Consider the following 15,365-nt stretch of genomic DNA (forward strand, 5'->3'; position numbering starts at 1 on the left):
CCGCGGCAACGCGGCTCTTTTTTTGCGCGGTGTGATGCGCGCGCCAGAGGCCGGCGTCAGGCTCACACCATCATTTCCTTCGTCGCGGTCAGGCTCAGGTCCGGATAATCCCGCTCCACCCGGTCGATGTCCCATTGCAGCCGCGTCAGGAAGACCGGGTCGCCGTCGTGGTCATGGGCGATGTGCTGCTTGTTCGACGCCTCCAGCTTGTCCAGCGCGATCTTTTCGCCGGTGATCCAGCGCGCGGAGGTGAATTGCGACGGCTCGAACCGCACCGGCAGGCCGTATTCCAGCTCGATCCGGCTGGCCAGCACCTCGAACTGCAACTGACCCACCACGCCCACGATGAACCCCGAGCCGATGGCGGGCTTGAACACCTTCGCCGCGCCTTCCTCGGCGAACTGCATCAGCGCCTTTTCGAGGTGCTTTGCCTTCATCGGGTCGCCCGCCCGCGCGCTCTGCAACAACTCCGGCGCAAAGGACGGGATGCCGCTGATCCGGATCGACTCGCCCTCGGTCAGCGCATCGCCGATCCGCAGCTGCCCGTGGTTCGGAATGCCGATGATGTCGCCCGCCCAGGCCTCTTCGGCCAACTCCCGGTCCGAGGCGAGAAACAGCACCGGGTTGGTGATCGACATCGCCTTTTTCGACCGCACATGGGTCAGCTTCATGCCGCGCTTGAAATGCCCCGACACCATGCGCACGAAGGCCACCCGATCCCGGTGCTTGGGGTCCATGTTGGCCTGCACCTTGAACACGAAGCCCGTCACCGCCTTCTCGTCGGGGGACACCTGCCGCGGCTCGGCCGGCTGCACCTGCGGCTCGGGCCCGTATTCCCCGATCCCGTCCATCAACTCCTTGACCCCGAAGGAATTGATCGCCGAGCCGAACCAGATCGGCGTCAGCGTCCCGTCGCGCAAGGCCTGCTGGTCCAGCGGCGGCAAGAGCTCGCGCGCCATCTCCACCTCTTCGAGCAGCTTTTCCAGCAGATGCGCGGGCACATGCTCGGCCAGTTTCGGATCGTCCAGACCGTTGATCTCGATGCTTTCGGCGACCTTGTTCCGGTCGGCGCGGTCCATCAGCTCCAGCCGGTCATGGATCAGGTCGTAACACCCCAGAAAATCGCGCCCGACCCCGATGGGCCAGCTTGCGGGGGTGACGTCGATCGCCAGGTTCTCCTGGATCTCGTCGATGATGTCGAACGTGTCGCGGCTCTCGCGGTCCATCTTGTTGCAGAAGGTCAGGATCGGCAGGTCGCGCAACCGGCACACCTCGAACAGCTTCTGCGTCTGGCTCTCCACCCCCTTGGCACCGTCGATCACCATCACCGCCGCATCCACCGCCGTCAGCGTCCGGTAGGTGTCTTCGGAGAAATCCGAGTGGCCGGGCGTGTCCACCAGGTTGAACCGGTAGTCCTTGTAATCGAACGACATGGCCGAGGCCGACACGGAAATCCCCCGGTCCTTCTCCATCGCCAGGAAGTCCGAGCGCGTGCGCCGCGCCTCGCCCTTGGCGCGCACCTGTCCCGCCATCTGGATCGCCCCGCCATAGAGCAGGAACTTCTCCGTCAGGGTCGTCTTGCCCGCATCCGGGTGCGAGATGATCGCGAAGGTGCGGCGCCGCGCGATCTCGGGCGGCAGGTCGGGGGCGTTATGGGTGCGGTCCAGCATGGGCCGGATATAGCCATGCGCCGCCGGGAAGGGAAGGTGCCGATGCGGCGGCTTGACGGAAACCGGGGCCTGCGCCAGTCTTGGAACATTGATAGAACAAAAGGGAGGGTGACATGGATCTCAAAGAGATCGCGCTGGCGGTGAAAAAAGCCAACGCGGACAACACCACGGGCCAGTTGCTCGACACGCTCTATGCCGAGGACTGCGTCTCGGTGGAGGCGGCCTGCATGCCCGGCAATGACAGCGCCGAGACGGTCGGCCTCGACGGCATCCGCGCCAAGCACGCCTGGTGGGAAGCGGAGATGGAGTTCCTCTCCGGCAGCATCGAAGGCCCGCACCTGCACAGCGACGACCGGTTCGCCCTGGTCTTCAAGTCGCTCATCCGCGAGAAGGCCAGCGGCACCGAGATCCCCATGGAAGAGGTCGCGATCTACACCGTGCGCGACGGCAAGATCGCGCGGGAGGAGTTCTTCTACACCATGTGACCCCGCGTGACATGCACCTGCCGTAGGCCGGGGATTTTCCCCGGCTTGCCCGGCGCCCCCGGTGCGATCACCGCGCGCCCGGCGCGATCAGCAGGTCACAGGGCGGTTTGCGGATCAACTCGGCGGTGAAGCTGCCGAGCAACCGGTCCAGAAACCCCTGCTTCGTATGCGCCCCGAGGCAGATCAGGTCACCGCCCTTTTCCGCCCGCACCGTGCCCAGCAATTGCGGCAGGGCCCGCGGCTCGGCGACCGGTGGCGTCAGACCCAGAAGCCCCGGCTCTTCGGCAAGCCAGGCCTCGGCGCGGGTCTTGGCATCCTCGATGAACGGGGTCGGATCGGCCATGGGGCTGACATCGCCCACCGCCCCCGGGGCCGCGACGATGGTTTGGTAGGGCACGCCCACCGAATGAAGAAGGTGGATCGCAGCCGCCGGGGCGAAGGTCCGCGCCGCCCGCACCGCCGCCGCACAGGCGGGTGAGAAATCGACCGGCGCGATCACGCTGGCATAGTCGTGATCCACCGGATCCGTGACCAGCAGGACAGGCGTCGGCGCCGCCTTGACCAGTTTTTCCAGCGTCGTCTGCCGCAACGAATCGAGCATCCCTGCCTGGTGATGGGGCCCCACCACCATCAGATCCGCCTTGGCATGAAGGGCCGCATGGTGGATCTGCTCCGACGGCTCGCCACTGGCGACGATGATCTCCGTCTCCAGACCTGCGCTGTCGGGCAGGTTCGCGACCAGCGCCTCCAGCGTGGCGCGACGCGCGCTCATCTCCGCGTCCCGCGCCGCATCCGGCACCACCGACACCACGCAGAGCCGCGCGCCGTGGATTCGCGCCAGCCGCGCGGCCCTCGCCATGGCGCGATCCGTATCCCCATGCAGGTCCGTTGCAATGCAGATAGATGTCATCGTGACCTCCAACTCCCACTTTCCTGGCGCAGCTTACCCCGTCCGGCGGCGCGCTTCGTTGACCCGGATCAAGTCGGGTCTTGGCCTTGCCGGGGTCCGGCGCTAGGTCTGGGGCGCAACGAGGGAGAATACCGATGGATCTTGGGATCAAGGGCAAGCGCGCGCTGGTCTGCGCGGCATCGAAAGGGTTGGGGCGCGGCTGTGCCGAGGCGCTGGCCGAGGCCGGCGTGGACCTGGTGATCAACGCCCGCGGCGCCGAGGCGCTGGAGCAAACCGCCACCGCGATCCGCGATCGCCACGGGGTTGCGGTCACGGCGGTCGCCGCCGACATCACGTCCCAAGACGGCCGCGCCGCGGTGCTCGAGGCCGCGGGCGCGGTCGACATCCTGGTGACCAACGCGGGCGGGCCGCCCCCGGGCTTGTGGTCCGACTGGGACCGGGATGATTTCATCGCCGCCCTCGACGGCAACATGCTGACCCCCATCGCGCTGATGAAAGCCTGCCTGCCGGGGATGATCGACGCGGGCTGGGGCCGGGTGGTCAACATCACCTCCGGCTCGGTCAAGGCGCCGATCCCGCAACTGGGCCTGTCCAATGCCGCGCGCGCGGGGCTGACGGGCTATGTCGCCGGAACCGCGCGGCAGGTGGCCCCCCACGGGGTGACGATCAACAACCTGCTGCCGGGCATCCACGCCACGGACCGCGCGATCATGCTCGATACCGGGGTCTCCAAAGCCCAGGGCTGCACCCTCGACGAGGCCCGCGCCCAACGGCAGGCCACGATCCCCGCGCGCCGCTACGGCACCGCGGCCGAGTTCGGCGCGACCTGCGCGTTTCTCTGCTCGCAGCACGCAGGCTTCATCGTGGCCCAGAACATCCTGGCCGATGGCGGCGCGATCAACGCCACGCTCTGAGCGCGGGCTTCACGCCGCCTCACTTTCCTGTGGACGGGCCCCATGACGCTTTTGTCGCGCCCGTCCGGCTGCTAGCCCTTGGCAACCGCACGCCGATGACGAGGATCCCCGGCCATGATGACGATCTATGTGGCGCTCGCCTTCCTTGTGGTGGCCTTGGCCAGCGTGGCCGTGGCCCCGCGCCGCGCCTCGGTCGAGGGGTTCTTCGGCGGCGCCAGCGCCACGGGCGCGGCCCCGGGTCTCTGGACCCTCGTGCTGAGCCAGGTGACCACCTGGATCTTCGCGCGCTCGCTGATGAACGCGGCGATCCTGGGCTATTTCTACGGGATGGCGGGCACGCTGGCCTATGCGGCCTATTATGGCTCGTTCCTGACGGGCGGGTTCATCGTGGCGCGCATCCGGGCCCGCGGCGGGCGGTCGGTGCAGGACTGGCTCGGCGCGCAGTTCGGGCGCACGGGGCAGGGCAGCTACAACGTGGTGATCGCCCTGCGCCTGCTTTCGGAGGTGTTCGCCAACCTGCTGGTGGTCGGCCTGATCTTCAACGCGCTCCTGCCCGAGAGCGGCGCGGGCACGATCGCGGTGCTGGCCGTGGCGGTCCTGGGCCTCGCCTATTCCGCCTGGGGCGGGCTCTCGGCGGCCTTGCGCACGGATGTGGTGCAGATGCTGCTGTTCCTCGTGGTCTTCGGCATCGCCTTCGCCGCCCTGGTGACCGGCCCCGACTTCTCCCTCGCCGCGGTGCTGACCGCCGAGGGCACCGCCGGCGCGCGGCAGGGCTGGATCCTGCTGGCGGTCGCGGCGCTGCAGGTCTACTCCTACCCCGCCCATGACCCGGTGATGATGGATCGCGGCTTTCTCGCGGACGCGAAAACCACCCGCCGGTCGTTCCTGCATGCCTTCTGGATCTCGGTTCTGTGCATTCTCGGCTTCGGCATGTTCGGCATCCAGGCGAGCCTCGTGGGCGCCGAATACGAGGAGGAGCTTCTGGGGACATGGGCGGTGATGTTCCCGCCCTGGATCTGGGCCGCGCTGATGCTGTCGCTGCTGATCTCGGCGCTCAGCACGCTCGATTCGGCCCTGTCTTCGGCCGCGCGCGTCACGGTCGAGGAATTGCGCCTGCTGCCGCGCAGCCTGACGGGCGGGCGCATCGCCATGGTGGGGTTCATGACGCTCGGCGCGGGGCTGACGCTCTGGGGCAACGCGTCCCTGTTCGATGCGGTCGCCGTCAGCGGCACGGCCTCGATGTTCCTCACCCCGGTGCTGGTCGTGGGGCTGGTGATGGGCCGGCCCATCCCGCTCTGGTCCTATCTCGTGGCCTTCGGCGCCGCGATCCTCGGGGCGGCGGCCTATTTTCTGCGCGCCAACGGGATCGTCGCGGCCCTGCTGCCCGACGCCCATAAATACGACCAGCTTCTGGTGATCTGCATCGCGGTGCTCGCCGTGGGCTTCGCGGCCGTGATCGCCGGGGCCCGCGGACGCCGTCTTGCAGCAGCCGGGCAACGCTGATACCCCTCATTTCCGATAAAAACCTTCGGGATTGAGGCGGCCCTCTTGAAACATCAACCGATTCCCCGGCTGGAAGTCTCCCACCTGGTGCGGGATTTCCAGGGGCAGCGCGTGGTGGACGATGTCTCGATCCGGGTGATGCCGGGGCAGGTCACCTGCCTTCTGGGGCCCTCGGGCTGCGGCAAATCCACCACCCTGCGGATCATCGCGGGCGTGGACCGGCAGGACTCCGGAACGCTCACCGTCGATGGCGAGGTCGTGTCCTCCGACGACATCCACCTGCCGCCCGAGGCCCGCTCCGTCGGGCTGATGTTTCAGGATTTCGCGCTCTTTCCCCATCTCTGCGTCGCTGACAACGTGGGCTTCGGCCTCTCCGGCAGCCGCAAGGAGAAACGCGCGCGCGCCCATGAGCTGCTCGACCGCGTGGGCCTTCTGGGCGACGCCGGGAAATTCCCCCACCAGCTGTCGGGCGGGGAGCAGCAGCGCGTGGCCCTGGCCCGCGCCATCGCCCCGCGCCCGCGCGTGATGCTGATGGACGAGCCTTTCTCGGGCCTCGACAACCGCCTGCGCGACGGCATCCGCGACGAGACGCTCGAAGTGCTCAAGGACGAGGGCACCGCCGTCCTGCTCGTGACCCACGAGCCCGAGGAGGCCATGCGCATGGCCGACAACATCGCGCTGATGCGCGGCGGCAAGATCGTCCAGCAGGGCGCGCCCTACAACGTCTACAACTCCCCCGTGGACAAGGCGGCGGCGGCGTTTTTCAGCGATATCAACGTGATCGAGAGCACCGTGCAGGGTGCGCTCACCGAAACCCCCTTCGGCCAGTTCCTCGCCCCCGGCGTGCCCAATGGCGGCCGGGTCGAGATCGTCATCCGGCCCCAGCACCTGCGCATCGATTTCGACCGGAACGGGCAGGGGCCGCTGCCCACCCCCCAGGACGGCACGCCCGCGCGCGGTACGGTGCAGCGCGCGCGCTTCATGGGCGCCGAAAGCCTCGTGGAATTCCGCATGGATTTCGACGACGTGATCCTGCGCGCCAAGGTTCCCGGCGTCTTCATGCCCAAACCGGGCACCGTGCTGTGGCTGTCCATGCGGCGCGACCGCTGTTTCGTCTTCCCCGCCCGCGACTGACGCTCAGACCGCCGCGTGGTAAGCCGCCAGATCCCGCCCGGGCTCGTCCACGAACAGCGCCGACAGGAGCCGGTGATCTCTGATCTCGTCCAGCCGCACCCGGTGGAACGCCCCGCACCCCTCGCACCAGCCGCCGCAGATCCACAGCCGCCCGTGATACTCCAGCGCCAGCAGCCGCATCTGGTGCTCGGACCCGTCGCGCAGGCGCAGGGCGATCTTCTGGCGGGCCCGCAACGCCGCCCGCAGGGTCGGCAGGAAGCGCAGGTATTCCGCCGCCGTCCCCGTGGGCGTCGGCGTGAAGCCCCAGCGCGCCCCGGCGGTGCCCGCATCCTCCGACAGCGCCCCGTCGATCCGCGCCGACAGGGAGGCCGCCGCCGCCGCCAGCCCCGCATCCCCCGCTTCGCCGACAATCGACAACCCCAGGTGCAGCGCTTCCAACTCCCGCGCCGACAGGGCCAGCGGCGGCAGGGCGAACGCCGCCGTCAGCCGGTAGCCCTGGCCCGGCGTGCCCGCCAGCGGCACCCCCTCGGCCCGCAGCCGGTCCATGTCGCGGTAGATCGTCCGCTCGGTCACGCCGAACCGCGCCGCCAACTCCGCCGCCGTGCGCGCGGGGCCGGTGCCCAGGGACTGGATCAGCGCCTTGAGACGTTCTGGACGGGACATGCGGGGCTCCATTGCTCCTGACACTAACCTGTCAGGGGCACGGCAGCAATCCCGCCCCGACCTGGCAAATCGCCAGGGGACACGGGCAAAATGCCCGCGCCGGGCAAATCGCACTTTTCATCCCCCCCGCCCTTGCGTAGCTCTGGTGCCAACAGCGCCCCGGCGACCGGGCGCGCACCCAGGAGATACAGACATGCTCAACAATATCGGACTTCCCGGCCTTCTTCTCATCGCCATCGTGGTGCTCGTGCTCTTCGGGCGCGGCAAGATCAGCTCGCTCATGGGCGAGGTCGGCAAAGGGATCACCGCCTTCAAGAAGGGCGTGAACGAGAGCAAGGAAGAACTGGAGGATTCCGCCGAGGTCGCCCGGGACGTGACCCCCGAAAACACCCCCGAGACCGACAAAGACAAAGTCTGATCCGGATCGGATCGCAGGATGTTTGATCTCGGCTGGACCGAACTTCTGGTGGTCGGCATTGTCGCGCTGATCGTCGTGGGGCCCAAGGATTTGCCCAAGCTGTTCCGCACCCTCGGGCGGTTCACGGGCAAGATGCGCGGCATGGCCCGCGAGTTCAGCCGCGCCATGGACGACGCGGCCAACGAGTCGGGCGTCAAGGACATGGCCAAGGATTTCAAGGACGCGGCCAACCCCAAGAAGATGGGCATCGACCGGCTGGAAGACGCCGCCAAATCCTTCGAGAAATGGCAACCCGGGACCGAAACCGACCGTCTGTCCAAGGACCGCGCCGAGGCCGCCAAAAAGATCCACGAGGTCAGCGCGAAAAAGGCGCAGGCCCGCCTGGATGCCGAGAAGGCCGCCAAGGCCGCCGAGGCCGCGCCCAAGACGGACCGCCCCGACGAGACGCCCACACCCCCGGCCGCGCCGCAAGCTGACAAGGCCTGACGCCCCCCATGTCCAAACCCGACGAAATAGAAGACAGCAGCGCCCCGCTGATCGAGCATCTGGCAGAGCTGCGCACCCGGCTGATCCGCTCGGTGCTGGCCTTCATCGTGGGCATCGTGCTGGCCTTCACCGTGGCCGAGCCGATCCTGCAATTCCTGCTGGTGCCGATCGAGGAAACCCTGCGCGAGCTGGGCGACCCGTCGCCGACGCTGCAATACACCTCGCCCCAGGAATACCTCTTCACGCTGTTCCGCATCTCCATGGTGTTCGGCTTCGCGCTGTCCTTCCCGGTGATCGCGCACCAGCTCTGGCGCTTCGTGGCGCCGGGCCTCTACCGCACGGAAAAGGCGGCGTTTCTGCCCTTCATCATCGCCTCGCCCTTCATGTTCCTGCTGGGCGCGAGCTTCGCGCATTTCGTGGTGACACCGCTCGCCATGGCGTTCTTTCTGGGCTTCGCCGATGTCAGCTCGATCTTCGCCAACCTGCTGTCGGGGGCCGCGCCCGATGTGCCCGACGGGGTGATCCTCGTGCCGCCCGAGACCGGCCCGCCGGTCATCTCTCCGGATGTCGATGGCCTGAGCAACATGCCGATCATCGTGCCGGAAACCGAGGAGGGCGTGCGCATCACCTTCTTCGGCAAGGTGAACGAAAGCCTCGACATCACCCTGAAATTCATCATGGCTTTCGGGCTGTGTTTCCAGCTGCCTGTTCTGCTGACGCTGATGGGCAAGGCGGGGCTGGTCTCGGCCGAGGGGCTGGGGACCGTGCGCAAATACGCCATGGTGGGCATCCTGCTGCTGGCGGCACTGGTGACCCCGCCCGACGTGGTCACGCAGCTGATCCTCTTCGTGGTGGTCTACGGGCTCTACGAGGTGTCGATCTTCCTCGTGCGCCGCGTCGAGAAGAAGCGCGAGAAGGAGCTGCGCGCGCAAGGTTTGTGGGATGAAGACGACGACGCCCCCGACCTTGAGGACGACCCGCTTTACGACGAGTTCCGCGACGACGACGATCCGGCGGCCAAGCCGGGCCCGGGAGGCAACAAGATTTGACCGAAGACGTGATGGTACGGATCGCCGAGGCGCTGGAGCGTCTCGCGCCGCCGCCCTTGGCCGCCCCGGATTTCACCCGCGCCGACGCCTTCCTGTGGCAAGAACGGCCCGAGGCGGTGCTGCCGGTGCGCGACGTCAACCGGATCGACATCGCCCTGCTGGTGGGCATTACCCGGGCGCGCGACACCTTGCTGGAGAACACCCTGCAGTTCGCCCGCGGTCTGCCCGCGAACAACGCGCTCCTCTGGGGCGCGCGGGGGATGGGGAAATCGTCGCTGGTCAAGGCGGTCCATGCCGAAGTGCTACGCCAGGGGCACGAGTTGAAGCTGGTGGAGGTGCCGCGCGAGGATCTCGCCAGCATCGGGCGGCTGCTCGACCATCTGCGCGCCGCGCCCGGCCATCGCTTCGTGCTCTATTGCGACGATCTGAGCTTTTCCCATGACGACCAGCACTACAAATCGCTCAAGGCGGTGCTGGATGGCGGCATCGCCGGGCGGCCGGACAACGTGGTGTTCTACGCCACCTCGAACCGCCGCCACCTGATGCCCCGCGACATGATCGAGAACGAGCGATCGTCCGCGATCAACCCCTCCGAGGCGGTGGAGGAAAAGGTGTCGCTCTCGGACCGGTTCGGGCTCTGGCTGGGCTTTCATGCCTGTGGGCAGGACGAGTATCTCGCGATGATCGACGGCTACTGCGCGGCCTACGGGCTGCAGGTCGCGCCCGAGGTGCTGCGCGCCGAGGCGATCGAGTGGCAGGCGACCCGTGGCGGGCGCTCGGGCCGGGTCGCGTGGCAGTTCTTCACCGATCTCGCCGGGCGGCATGGCGTGACGCTCAACGCGCCGTAAATACTGGGAAAACCGGATTGTCAGGCAATTTGCCCGACACTTGCCATACACATGCCCGACACAAAGCCGACGCTGCGCCGACCGGTGCCCGCAGGGCTCAGACGCCCCGTTCGAGGATCAGGCGGCCTTCGTTGATCTCGATCCGGTCGAAGCTGTTGAGATAGCTCATCCCCAGAAGGGACCGGTGCATCTCTCCGCCATTGACCACCGCGCGCACGTTCTCGTCCGAAATCCCACCCAGGCGCACTTCCTTCAAGCGCACCGGCGCGGTTTCCACCCGCCCGTTCGCGGTCATGGCCAGCCCCGAAAACATCAGGTTTTCCGGGTTGATCCCGGCCCGTGCGGCGTCCTGCAGGCTCAGCACCATGTCGCTCGCGCCGGTATCCACGATGAATTCGATAGGCGCGCCGTTCACGTCCAGGACCACGTGGTAATGCCCGTCCATGGCGCGGGGGATTTCCACCCGGCCGGTTTCGGCAAAGACCGACTGCCGGGGCAGGGGCGAGCGCTGGTCGCTGAACACGCCGTAACCGATCACCACCAGCGCAAACAGCAGCGCCCAGGACGTCGCCGTGCGCACCAAAGCGCCCAGCTGGCCACGAAATGCCATCAGGGTGCCGCCGCCGATGAACAGAAGCAGCAAAATCAGGTAGATCAGGTTGGGGACGGATATCTCGCTCATGCCCTTCTATATAGGACGTTCCGCCGCAGGGGGGAGAGGGGATGTCACAAAACCCCCAGATCGATCATCCCGTCGAGCACGAATTGCACCGACAGCGCCGCAAGGAGCATGCCCAACAGGCGCGTGATGACGTTGATGCCCACCTGGCCCAAGAGCCGCTCCAACATCCCGGCTAGCAAAAACAGGGCCAGAACGCAGATCAGCACCACCAGCATCACCCCGTGGACAGAGGCCACATGCAGCCAGTTGCCCTGGGCCTCGCCGGTCAGCAGGATCATCGTCGCAATGGCCCCGGGCCCGGCGATCAGCGGCGTGGCCAGCGGGAAGACCGAAGGGTCCTCCGGGTGGCCCTCATCGGCAGTGGCGGCCTGGTCCTCGCGCCGTTTCGTGCGCCGCTCGAACAGCATGTCGAGGGCGGTCAGGAACAACAGGATCCCGCCCGCGATCCGAAAGGCGGGCATCGAGATGCCGAGAAACCCCAGCACCGCTTCGCCCGCCACCCCGAACAGCGTCAGAAGCCCGAGTGCCACGCCGCAGGAGCGCAGGGCAATCGCCCGCCGCGCCCGTGCATCCATGCCCTGGGTCAGCGCCACGAAAAGCGGCGCGAGCCCGATCGGGTCGATCACGACGAACAGTGCGACAAAGGCGGTGATGGCTTCGGGGCTGGTCATGGCCCCGCTTTAGGCGGGCCGGGTCGGTCTGGCAAGCCCGGGCGGCTCAGGCGGCCTTTTCGGCCTTCTCCAGCTTCTCGAGCGCGGCCATCCACATCGCCTCCGCCCGGTCGAGCCCGTCCATCACCTCGGCATATTTGCGGTTCCAGGTTTCCAGCTCACCCGCCTTGGCGTCCTCGTAAAGCGCGGGGTCGGCGAGCTTTTTCGACAGCTTTTCCTGCATCTCGGTGATCTTCTTCACCCGTTCCTCGCATTTGCGGGCCTCGGCGCGCAGGGCCAGGATCGCATCGCGCGAGGGGCGTTTGGGCGCGGTCTCGGGGGCGGCCTTGGGCTTGCGCGGCTTGTCGGGCGTCAGCAGCATCTGGCGGTAGGCCTCGAGATCATCCTCGTAAGGCGCCACATGGCCGTCCTTGACCAGCCACAGCCGGTCGGCCACCAGGCTCAGCAGGTGCATGTCGTGGCTCACCAGGATCACAGCCCCCGTATAGGCGGTCAGGGCCTCGACCAGCGCCTCACGGCTTTCGATATCCAGGTGGTTCGTCGGCTCGTCCAGGATCAGCAGATGCGGCGCGTCCAGCGTCGCCAGCAGCAGTGACAGCCGCGCCTTCTGCCCGCCCGACAGGCGTCCGACCTCGGTCTCGGCTTGTGCGGCCATCAGCCCGAAGCCCGCCAGCCGCGCGCGCAGCCTGGCCTGGCCTTCATCGGGACGCACGCGCAGCAGGTGCTGCAGCGGGGTTTCCTCGACCCGCAACTCGTCCACCTGGTGCTGGGCGAAGAACCCGATGCGCAGCTTGTTCGACGCGGTCAGCGTGCCGTCCATCGCCTCCAGCCGCCCGGCGAGCAGCTTGGACAGGGTCGACTTGCCCTCGCCATTGCGGCCCAGCAGCGCGATCCGGTCGTCCTGGTCGATCCGCAGGGACAGCCCGCGCAAAACGGCCGTCCCGTCGTAGCCGACCGAGGCCCCCTCGGTCGCCACGATGGGTGGGCTGAGTTCCTCGGGGGTGGGGAAGGTGAAGACCGTGCGCGCGGCATCCTCGGGGACGCGGATCGTCTCCATCTTTTCCAGCATCTTGACCCGGCTCTGGGCCTGCTTGGCCTTCGACGCCTTGGCCTTGAACCGGTTCACGAAGCTCTCGAGATGGGCGCGCTTGGCGTCCTGTTTGCGCGCCGCGGCGGCTTGCAGCGCGCGTTTCTCGGCGCGCTGGCGGGCGAACTGGTCATAGGGGCCGGTATAGAAGGTGAGCTTGCGGTCCTCGAGATGCAGGATCCCGCCCACGGCGCGGTTCAGCAGCCCCCGGTCGTGGGAGACGATCAGCACCGTGTGCGGATAGCGGGCGAGATACGCCTCCAGCCAGAGCGCCCCTTCGAGGTCGAGATAGTTGGTCGGCTCGTCCAGCAGCAGCAGGTCGGGTTGCGAGAACAGCACCGCCGCCAGCGCCACCCGCATCCGCCAGCCGCCCGAGAAGGCCGAGCACGGCTGGTGCGTCTCGGGCTCGGTGAAGCCCAGACCGCGCAGGATGGACGACGCGCGCGCCTCGGCCGACCAGGCGTCGATATCCGCGAGCCGCGTCTGGATCTCGGCGATCCGGCCCGGGTCGGTGGCGGTCTCGGCCTCCGCCATCAGGCCCGCGCGTTCGGTGTCGGCGGCCAGCACCGTGTTCAGCAGCGACACCTCGTTGCCCGGCACCTCCTGGCTGACCCCGCCGATCCGCGCGCCGCGGGGCAGGGTGATCTCGCCCGTATCGAGCGTCAGCTCGCCCCGGATCAGCCGGAAAAGCGTGGTCTTGCCGGTCCCGTTGCGCCCCACCAGGCCGACCTTGTGACCACTGGGGATCACCGCGGAGGCATGTTCGAGCAGCGGGCGCCCCTCGACCGAATAGGAGATGTCATCGATGCGTAGCATGGGGGCGATGTGGCCCTGTTTGCGGCCCCTGTCAACGGGGCGCTCCGATCACGTCTTTTCATGCGGCACGGCCCGTGTTAGGCGGCGCCCGAGGATTTCGCGGGCACTCCGCCCGCCCCAGACGCAGGAGCGAGACACATGGCCATCGAGCGTACACTGTCCATCATCAAACCGGACGCCACCAAGCGCAACCTGACCGGCAAGATCAACGCCAAGTTCGAGGATGCCGGCCTGCGCATCGTCGCGCAGAAGCGGATCCACCTGACCAAGGCGCAGGCCGGCGTGTTCTATGCAGTGCATGCCGAGCGGCCGTTTTATGACGAGCTGTGCGAATTCATGGCCTCCGAGCCCGTGGTCGTGCAGGTGCTCGAAGGCGAGGGCGCCATTGCCAAGAACCGCGAAGTGATGGGTGCGACCAACCCCGCCGATGCCGCCCCCGGCACCATCCGCGCCGAGTTCGCCGAGAGCGTGGGCGAGAACTCCGTCCACGGATCCGACGCGCCGGAGACCGCGGCGGTGGAGATCGCCTATTTCTTCTCCGGGCTCGAACTGGTCGGCTGAACCTGCCGCCAGGAGGGATCGTCAGAAGCCGCCCTGGGGCGGCTTTTGCATGTCTGGTCTCGAGAGATGGAAACAAAGATGGCCGCGTCGGCCTCATTTGTGCCTGTTTTTCCGTTCAAGGTGCCGCCCAAACGGACCGGAGACCTGCCATGCCCGCCCTTGACTCCTTCTGCGCGTTGCGACCGATCGCTGCCCTTGGTTTGGCGGCGCTGCTGAGCGCCTGCGGCAGCCCGACCCAGGTCTCGACGCAATCGGTGCCGCTGGACAATTACCTGCGCATTCAGGCCGAAGAGGCGATGCGCGGCACGATTTCAGAGCCGCTGTCGTCCTTTTACCGGATGTCCGCCGCCTACCTGACGCCCGAAGGCGACTACGTGGTCTGCGGCGAGGTGAACGCCAAGAAGCGCGGCGGCGGCTATGCCGGGTTCACGCCCTTTGCCGTGCGGTTCGACATCCGAGGCAGTCGTGTGCGGACGAAATCCGTGCTGCTCGACCGGTTCACGGCGCCGGCGGAATGTGCGCGGCGGGCCCAGGGGCGCTAGCGCGCGGGCCTGACCCCGATCTCATCCAGGAGACGTTCGAAGGCGGTGTCGGTTGTGGGGCTGGCATCGGCCTTGAGCCTGTCGAAGCGGACTCGCAAGGCGGCCTTCTCTGCCCCCTTGGCATCGTTCCAGGGCCGCCCTTGCAGCCCCATCACCATGGCGTAATAGGCGATGAAATGGGGACGTGCGCCGTGGTTCAGCAGCCGCAGGTAGGCCGCATCCGCGCCCATCGCTACGAGCGCCTCGGCACTGCCCACGCCAGCTAGGCGAAGGGCGTCGGCCATGGCCGGGCCGATGTTGCGCACGGTTTCCAGCGGGGTTGTCATGACCCCAGCCCTTGCGGCCACAGCCGCCGCGAAAGGCCCCGGAGGGCGCTGGCTCCGACGCGCCGAAGCGGGCGCGCGACGCTCAGATCGAGGCCCAGTCCGTGAACCGGGGGGGCGACTGGTCCGTCCCGGGACCGCTGGTCTGCCCGGAGGATTGCGCCGGGGGAGGGGGCGGGGATTGAGGCTGTGTCTTGTCTTGCATGGTCTTACTCCACTCAAACACGCGAGCTTTACGGCAGCTGCTCGCAAAAAAATGTTACCACAGGATGCCTCTAATCTTTATGAAAATTTCGTTTGACCCTACGTAAGCCATGTTTTTCAGCGGGCGGACGGGCTGTGTTCGGTGTGGGTGCCGCGGCGCGGATCGCCTGCCCGATATCCAAAAAACCCCTTGCCCAAAACGGTTTGGGCGCACAAACTATCGCTCAGGAGGCGTGTTTGAGAGCGGGGAGCGGGGCCGTTATTACTGGTCCAAGGCGCGAGGTCTGTGACGTTTTTGAAACGGATCTTGAGCATCCAATCGGTATTTTGACCGGGAATTGTTCTCCGAAATCAGCTGCGTCTTGGGACAAAACCGATCCATGGGAGGATGATTTGACC

General features: G+C 67.3%; 17 protein-coding genes. 10 read left to right on the forward strand and 7 right to left on the reverse strand.

Going from position 1 to position 15,365, the window contains the following annotated elements:
- Positions 1-62: 62 nt before the first annotated feature.
- Positions 63-1,670, reverse strand: a complete 1,608-nt coding sequence (locus DSHI_RS06805) for a peptide chain release factor 3 (protein WP_012178008.1) — start codon at positions 1,668-1,670, stop codon at positions 63-65.
- 113 nt (positions 1,671-1,783) lie between these two features.
- Between DSHI_RS06805 and DSHI_RS06810 the strand changes: the two genes are divergently transcribed.
- Positions 1,784-2,155, forward strand: coding sequence for a nuclear transport factor 2 family protein (locus DSHI_RS06810; protein ID WP_012178009.1), 372 nt, complete (start codon positions 1,784-1,786; stop codon positions 2,153-2,155).
- A 67-nt stretch (positions 2,156-2,222) separates the two neighbouring features.
- On the opposite strand, the gene DSHI_RS06815 is transcribed toward DSHI_RS06810, so the two are convergent.
- Positions 2,223-3,065 carry a universal stress protein gene (locus DSHI_RS06815; protein ID WP_012178010.1) on the reverse strand — a complete coding sequence of 281 codons (843 nt, stop codon included), beginning with the start codon at positions 3,063-3,065 and terminating at the stop codon, positions 2,223-2,225.
- Between the two features lie 134 nt (positions 3,066-3,199).
- On the opposite strand from DSHI_RS06815, the gene DSHI_RS06820 reads away from it, so the two are divergent.
- The 3 genes from DSHI_RS06820 (at position 3,200) to DSHI_RS06830 (ending at position 6,616) form a co-directional block, all read left to right on the forward strand.
- On the forward strand, positions 3,200-3,979 hold the full coding sequence (locus DSHI_RS06820) for an SDR family oxidoreductase (protein WP_012178011.1): 780 nt from the start codon (positions 3,200-3,202) through the stop codon (positions 3,977-3,979).
- 114 nt (positions 3,980-4,093) lie between these two features.
- Positions 4,094-5,482 carry an SLC5/6 family protein gene (locus DSHI_RS06825; RefSeq protein WP_012178012.1) on the forward strand — a complete coding sequence of 463 codons (1,389 nt, stop codon included), beginning with the start codon at positions 4,094-4,096 and terminating at the stop codon, positions 5,480-5,482.
- 45 nt (positions 5,483-5,527) lie between these two features.
- On the forward strand, positions 5,528-6,616 hold the full coding sequence (locus DSHI_RS06830; RefSeq protein ID WP_012178013.1) for an ABC transporter ATP-binding protein: 1,089 nt from the start codon (positions 5,528-5,530) through the stop codon (positions 6,614-6,616).
- A 3-nt stretch (positions 6,617-6,619) separates the two neighbouring features.
- Here DSHI_RS06830 and DSHI_RS06835 read toward each other — a convergent pair whose 3' ends face one another.
- Positions 6,620-7,279: a helix-turn-helix transcriptional regulator gene (locus tag DSHI_RS06835; protein WP_012178014.1), complete on the reverse strand. Its 660-nt coding sequence runs from the start codon at positions 7,277-7,279 to the stop codon at positions 6,620-6,622.
- Between the two features lie 193 nt (positions 7,280-7,472).
- Between DSHI_RS06835 and DSHI_RS06840 the strand changes: the two genes are divergently transcribed.
- From DSHI_RS06840 to DSHI_RS06855, 4 genes are read left to right on the forward strand one after another with little or no spacing between them, the layout of a single operon-like run.
- Positions 7,473-7,697, forward strand: a complete 225-nt coding sequence (locus DSHI_RS06840; RefSeq protein ID WP_012178015.1) for a twin-arginine translocase TatA/TatE family subunit — start codon at positions 7,473-7,475, stop codon at positions 7,695-7,697.
- A gap of 18 nt (positions 7,698-7,715) precedes the next feature.
- A complete protein-coding gene (gene tatB / locus DSHI_RS06845) occupies positions 7,716-8,183 on the forward strand; it encodes a Sec-independent protein translocase protein TatB (protein ID WP_012178016.1) in 468 nt (155 codons plus the stop codon).
- Between the two features lie 8 nt (positions 8,184-8,191).
- Complete coding sequence (gene tatC / locus DSHI_RS06850) at positions 8,192-9,232, forward strand: twin-arginine translocase subunit TatC (RefSeq protein WP_012178017.1); 1,041 nt, start codon at positions 8,192-8,194, stop codon at positions 9,230-9,232.
- The gene (locus tag DSHI_RS06855; protein WP_012178018.1) at positions 9,229-10,080 is read left to right on the forward strand and encodes an ATP-binding protein; all 852 of its coding nucleotides are present in this window, start codon (positions 9,229-9,231) and stop codon (positions 10,078-10,080) included. Before tatC ends, DSHI_RS06855 begins: the two co-directional genes overlap by 4 nt.
- A 97-nt stretch (positions 10,081-10,177) precedes the next feature.
- On the opposite strand, the gene DSHI_RS06860 is transcribed toward DSHI_RS06855, so the two are convergent.
- Genes DSHI_RS06860 through DSHI_RS06870 form a run of 3 tightly spaced genes read right to left on the reverse strand, consistent with a single transcriptional unit; the run spans position 10,178 to position 13,336 of the window.
- Positions 10,178-10,762: a retropepsin-like aspartic protease family protein gene (locus tag DSHI_RS06860; protein WP_012178019.1), complete on the reverse strand. Its 585-nt coding sequence runs from the start codon at positions 10,760-10,762 to the stop codon at positions 10,178-10,180.
- A 44-nt stretch (positions 10,763-10,806) separates the two neighbouring features.
- A complete protein-coding gene (locus tag DSHI_RS06865; RefSeq protein WP_012178020.1) occupies positions 10,807-11,433 on the reverse strand; it encodes a MarC family protein in 627 nt (208 codons plus the stop codon).
- Positions 11,434-11,479: 46 nt separating this feature from the next.
- On the reverse strand, positions 11,480-13,336 hold the full coding sequence (locus DSHI_RS06870; RefSeq protein ID WP_012178021.1) for an ABC-F family ATP-binding cassette domain-containing protein: 1,857 nt from the start codon (positions 13,334-13,336) through the stop codon (positions 11,480-11,482).
- A 138-nt stretch (positions 13,337-13,474) separates the two neighbouring features.
- On the opposite strand from DSHI_RS06870, the gene ndk reads away from it, so the two are divergent.
- Together ndk and DSHI_RS06880 are read left to right on the forward strand one after the other, a co-directional pair.
- Complete coding sequence (ndk, locus tag DSHI_RS06875) at positions 13,475-13,897, forward strand: nucleoside-diphosphate kinase (protein WP_012178022.1); 423 nt, start codon at positions 13,475-13,477, stop codon at positions 13,895-13,897.
- Between the two features lie 149 nt (positions 13,898-14,046).
- Positions 14,047-14,439, forward strand: a complete 393-nt coding sequence (locus DSHI_RS06880; protein ID WP_012178023.1) for a hypothetical protein — start codon at positions 14,047-14,049, stop codon at positions 14,437-14,439.
- On the opposite strand, the gene DSHI_RS06885 is transcribed toward DSHI_RS06880, so the two are convergent.
- Complete coding sequence (locus tag DSHI_RS06885; protein WP_012178024.1) at positions 14,436-14,765, reverse strand: TfoX/Sxy family DNA transformation protein; 330 nt, start codon at positions 14,763-14,765, stop codon at positions 14,436-14,438. The genes DSHI_RS06880 and DSHI_RS06885 overlap by 4 nt on opposite strands.
- Between the last annotated feature and the right edge of the window lie 600 nt (positions 14,766-15,365).

Source organism: Dinoroseobacter shibae DFL 12 = DSM 16493 (genome assembly GCF_000018145.1).
Lineage (GTDB): Bacteria > Pseudomonadota > Alphaproteobacteria > Rhodobacterales > Rhodobacteraceae > Dinoroseobacter > Dinoroseobacter shibae.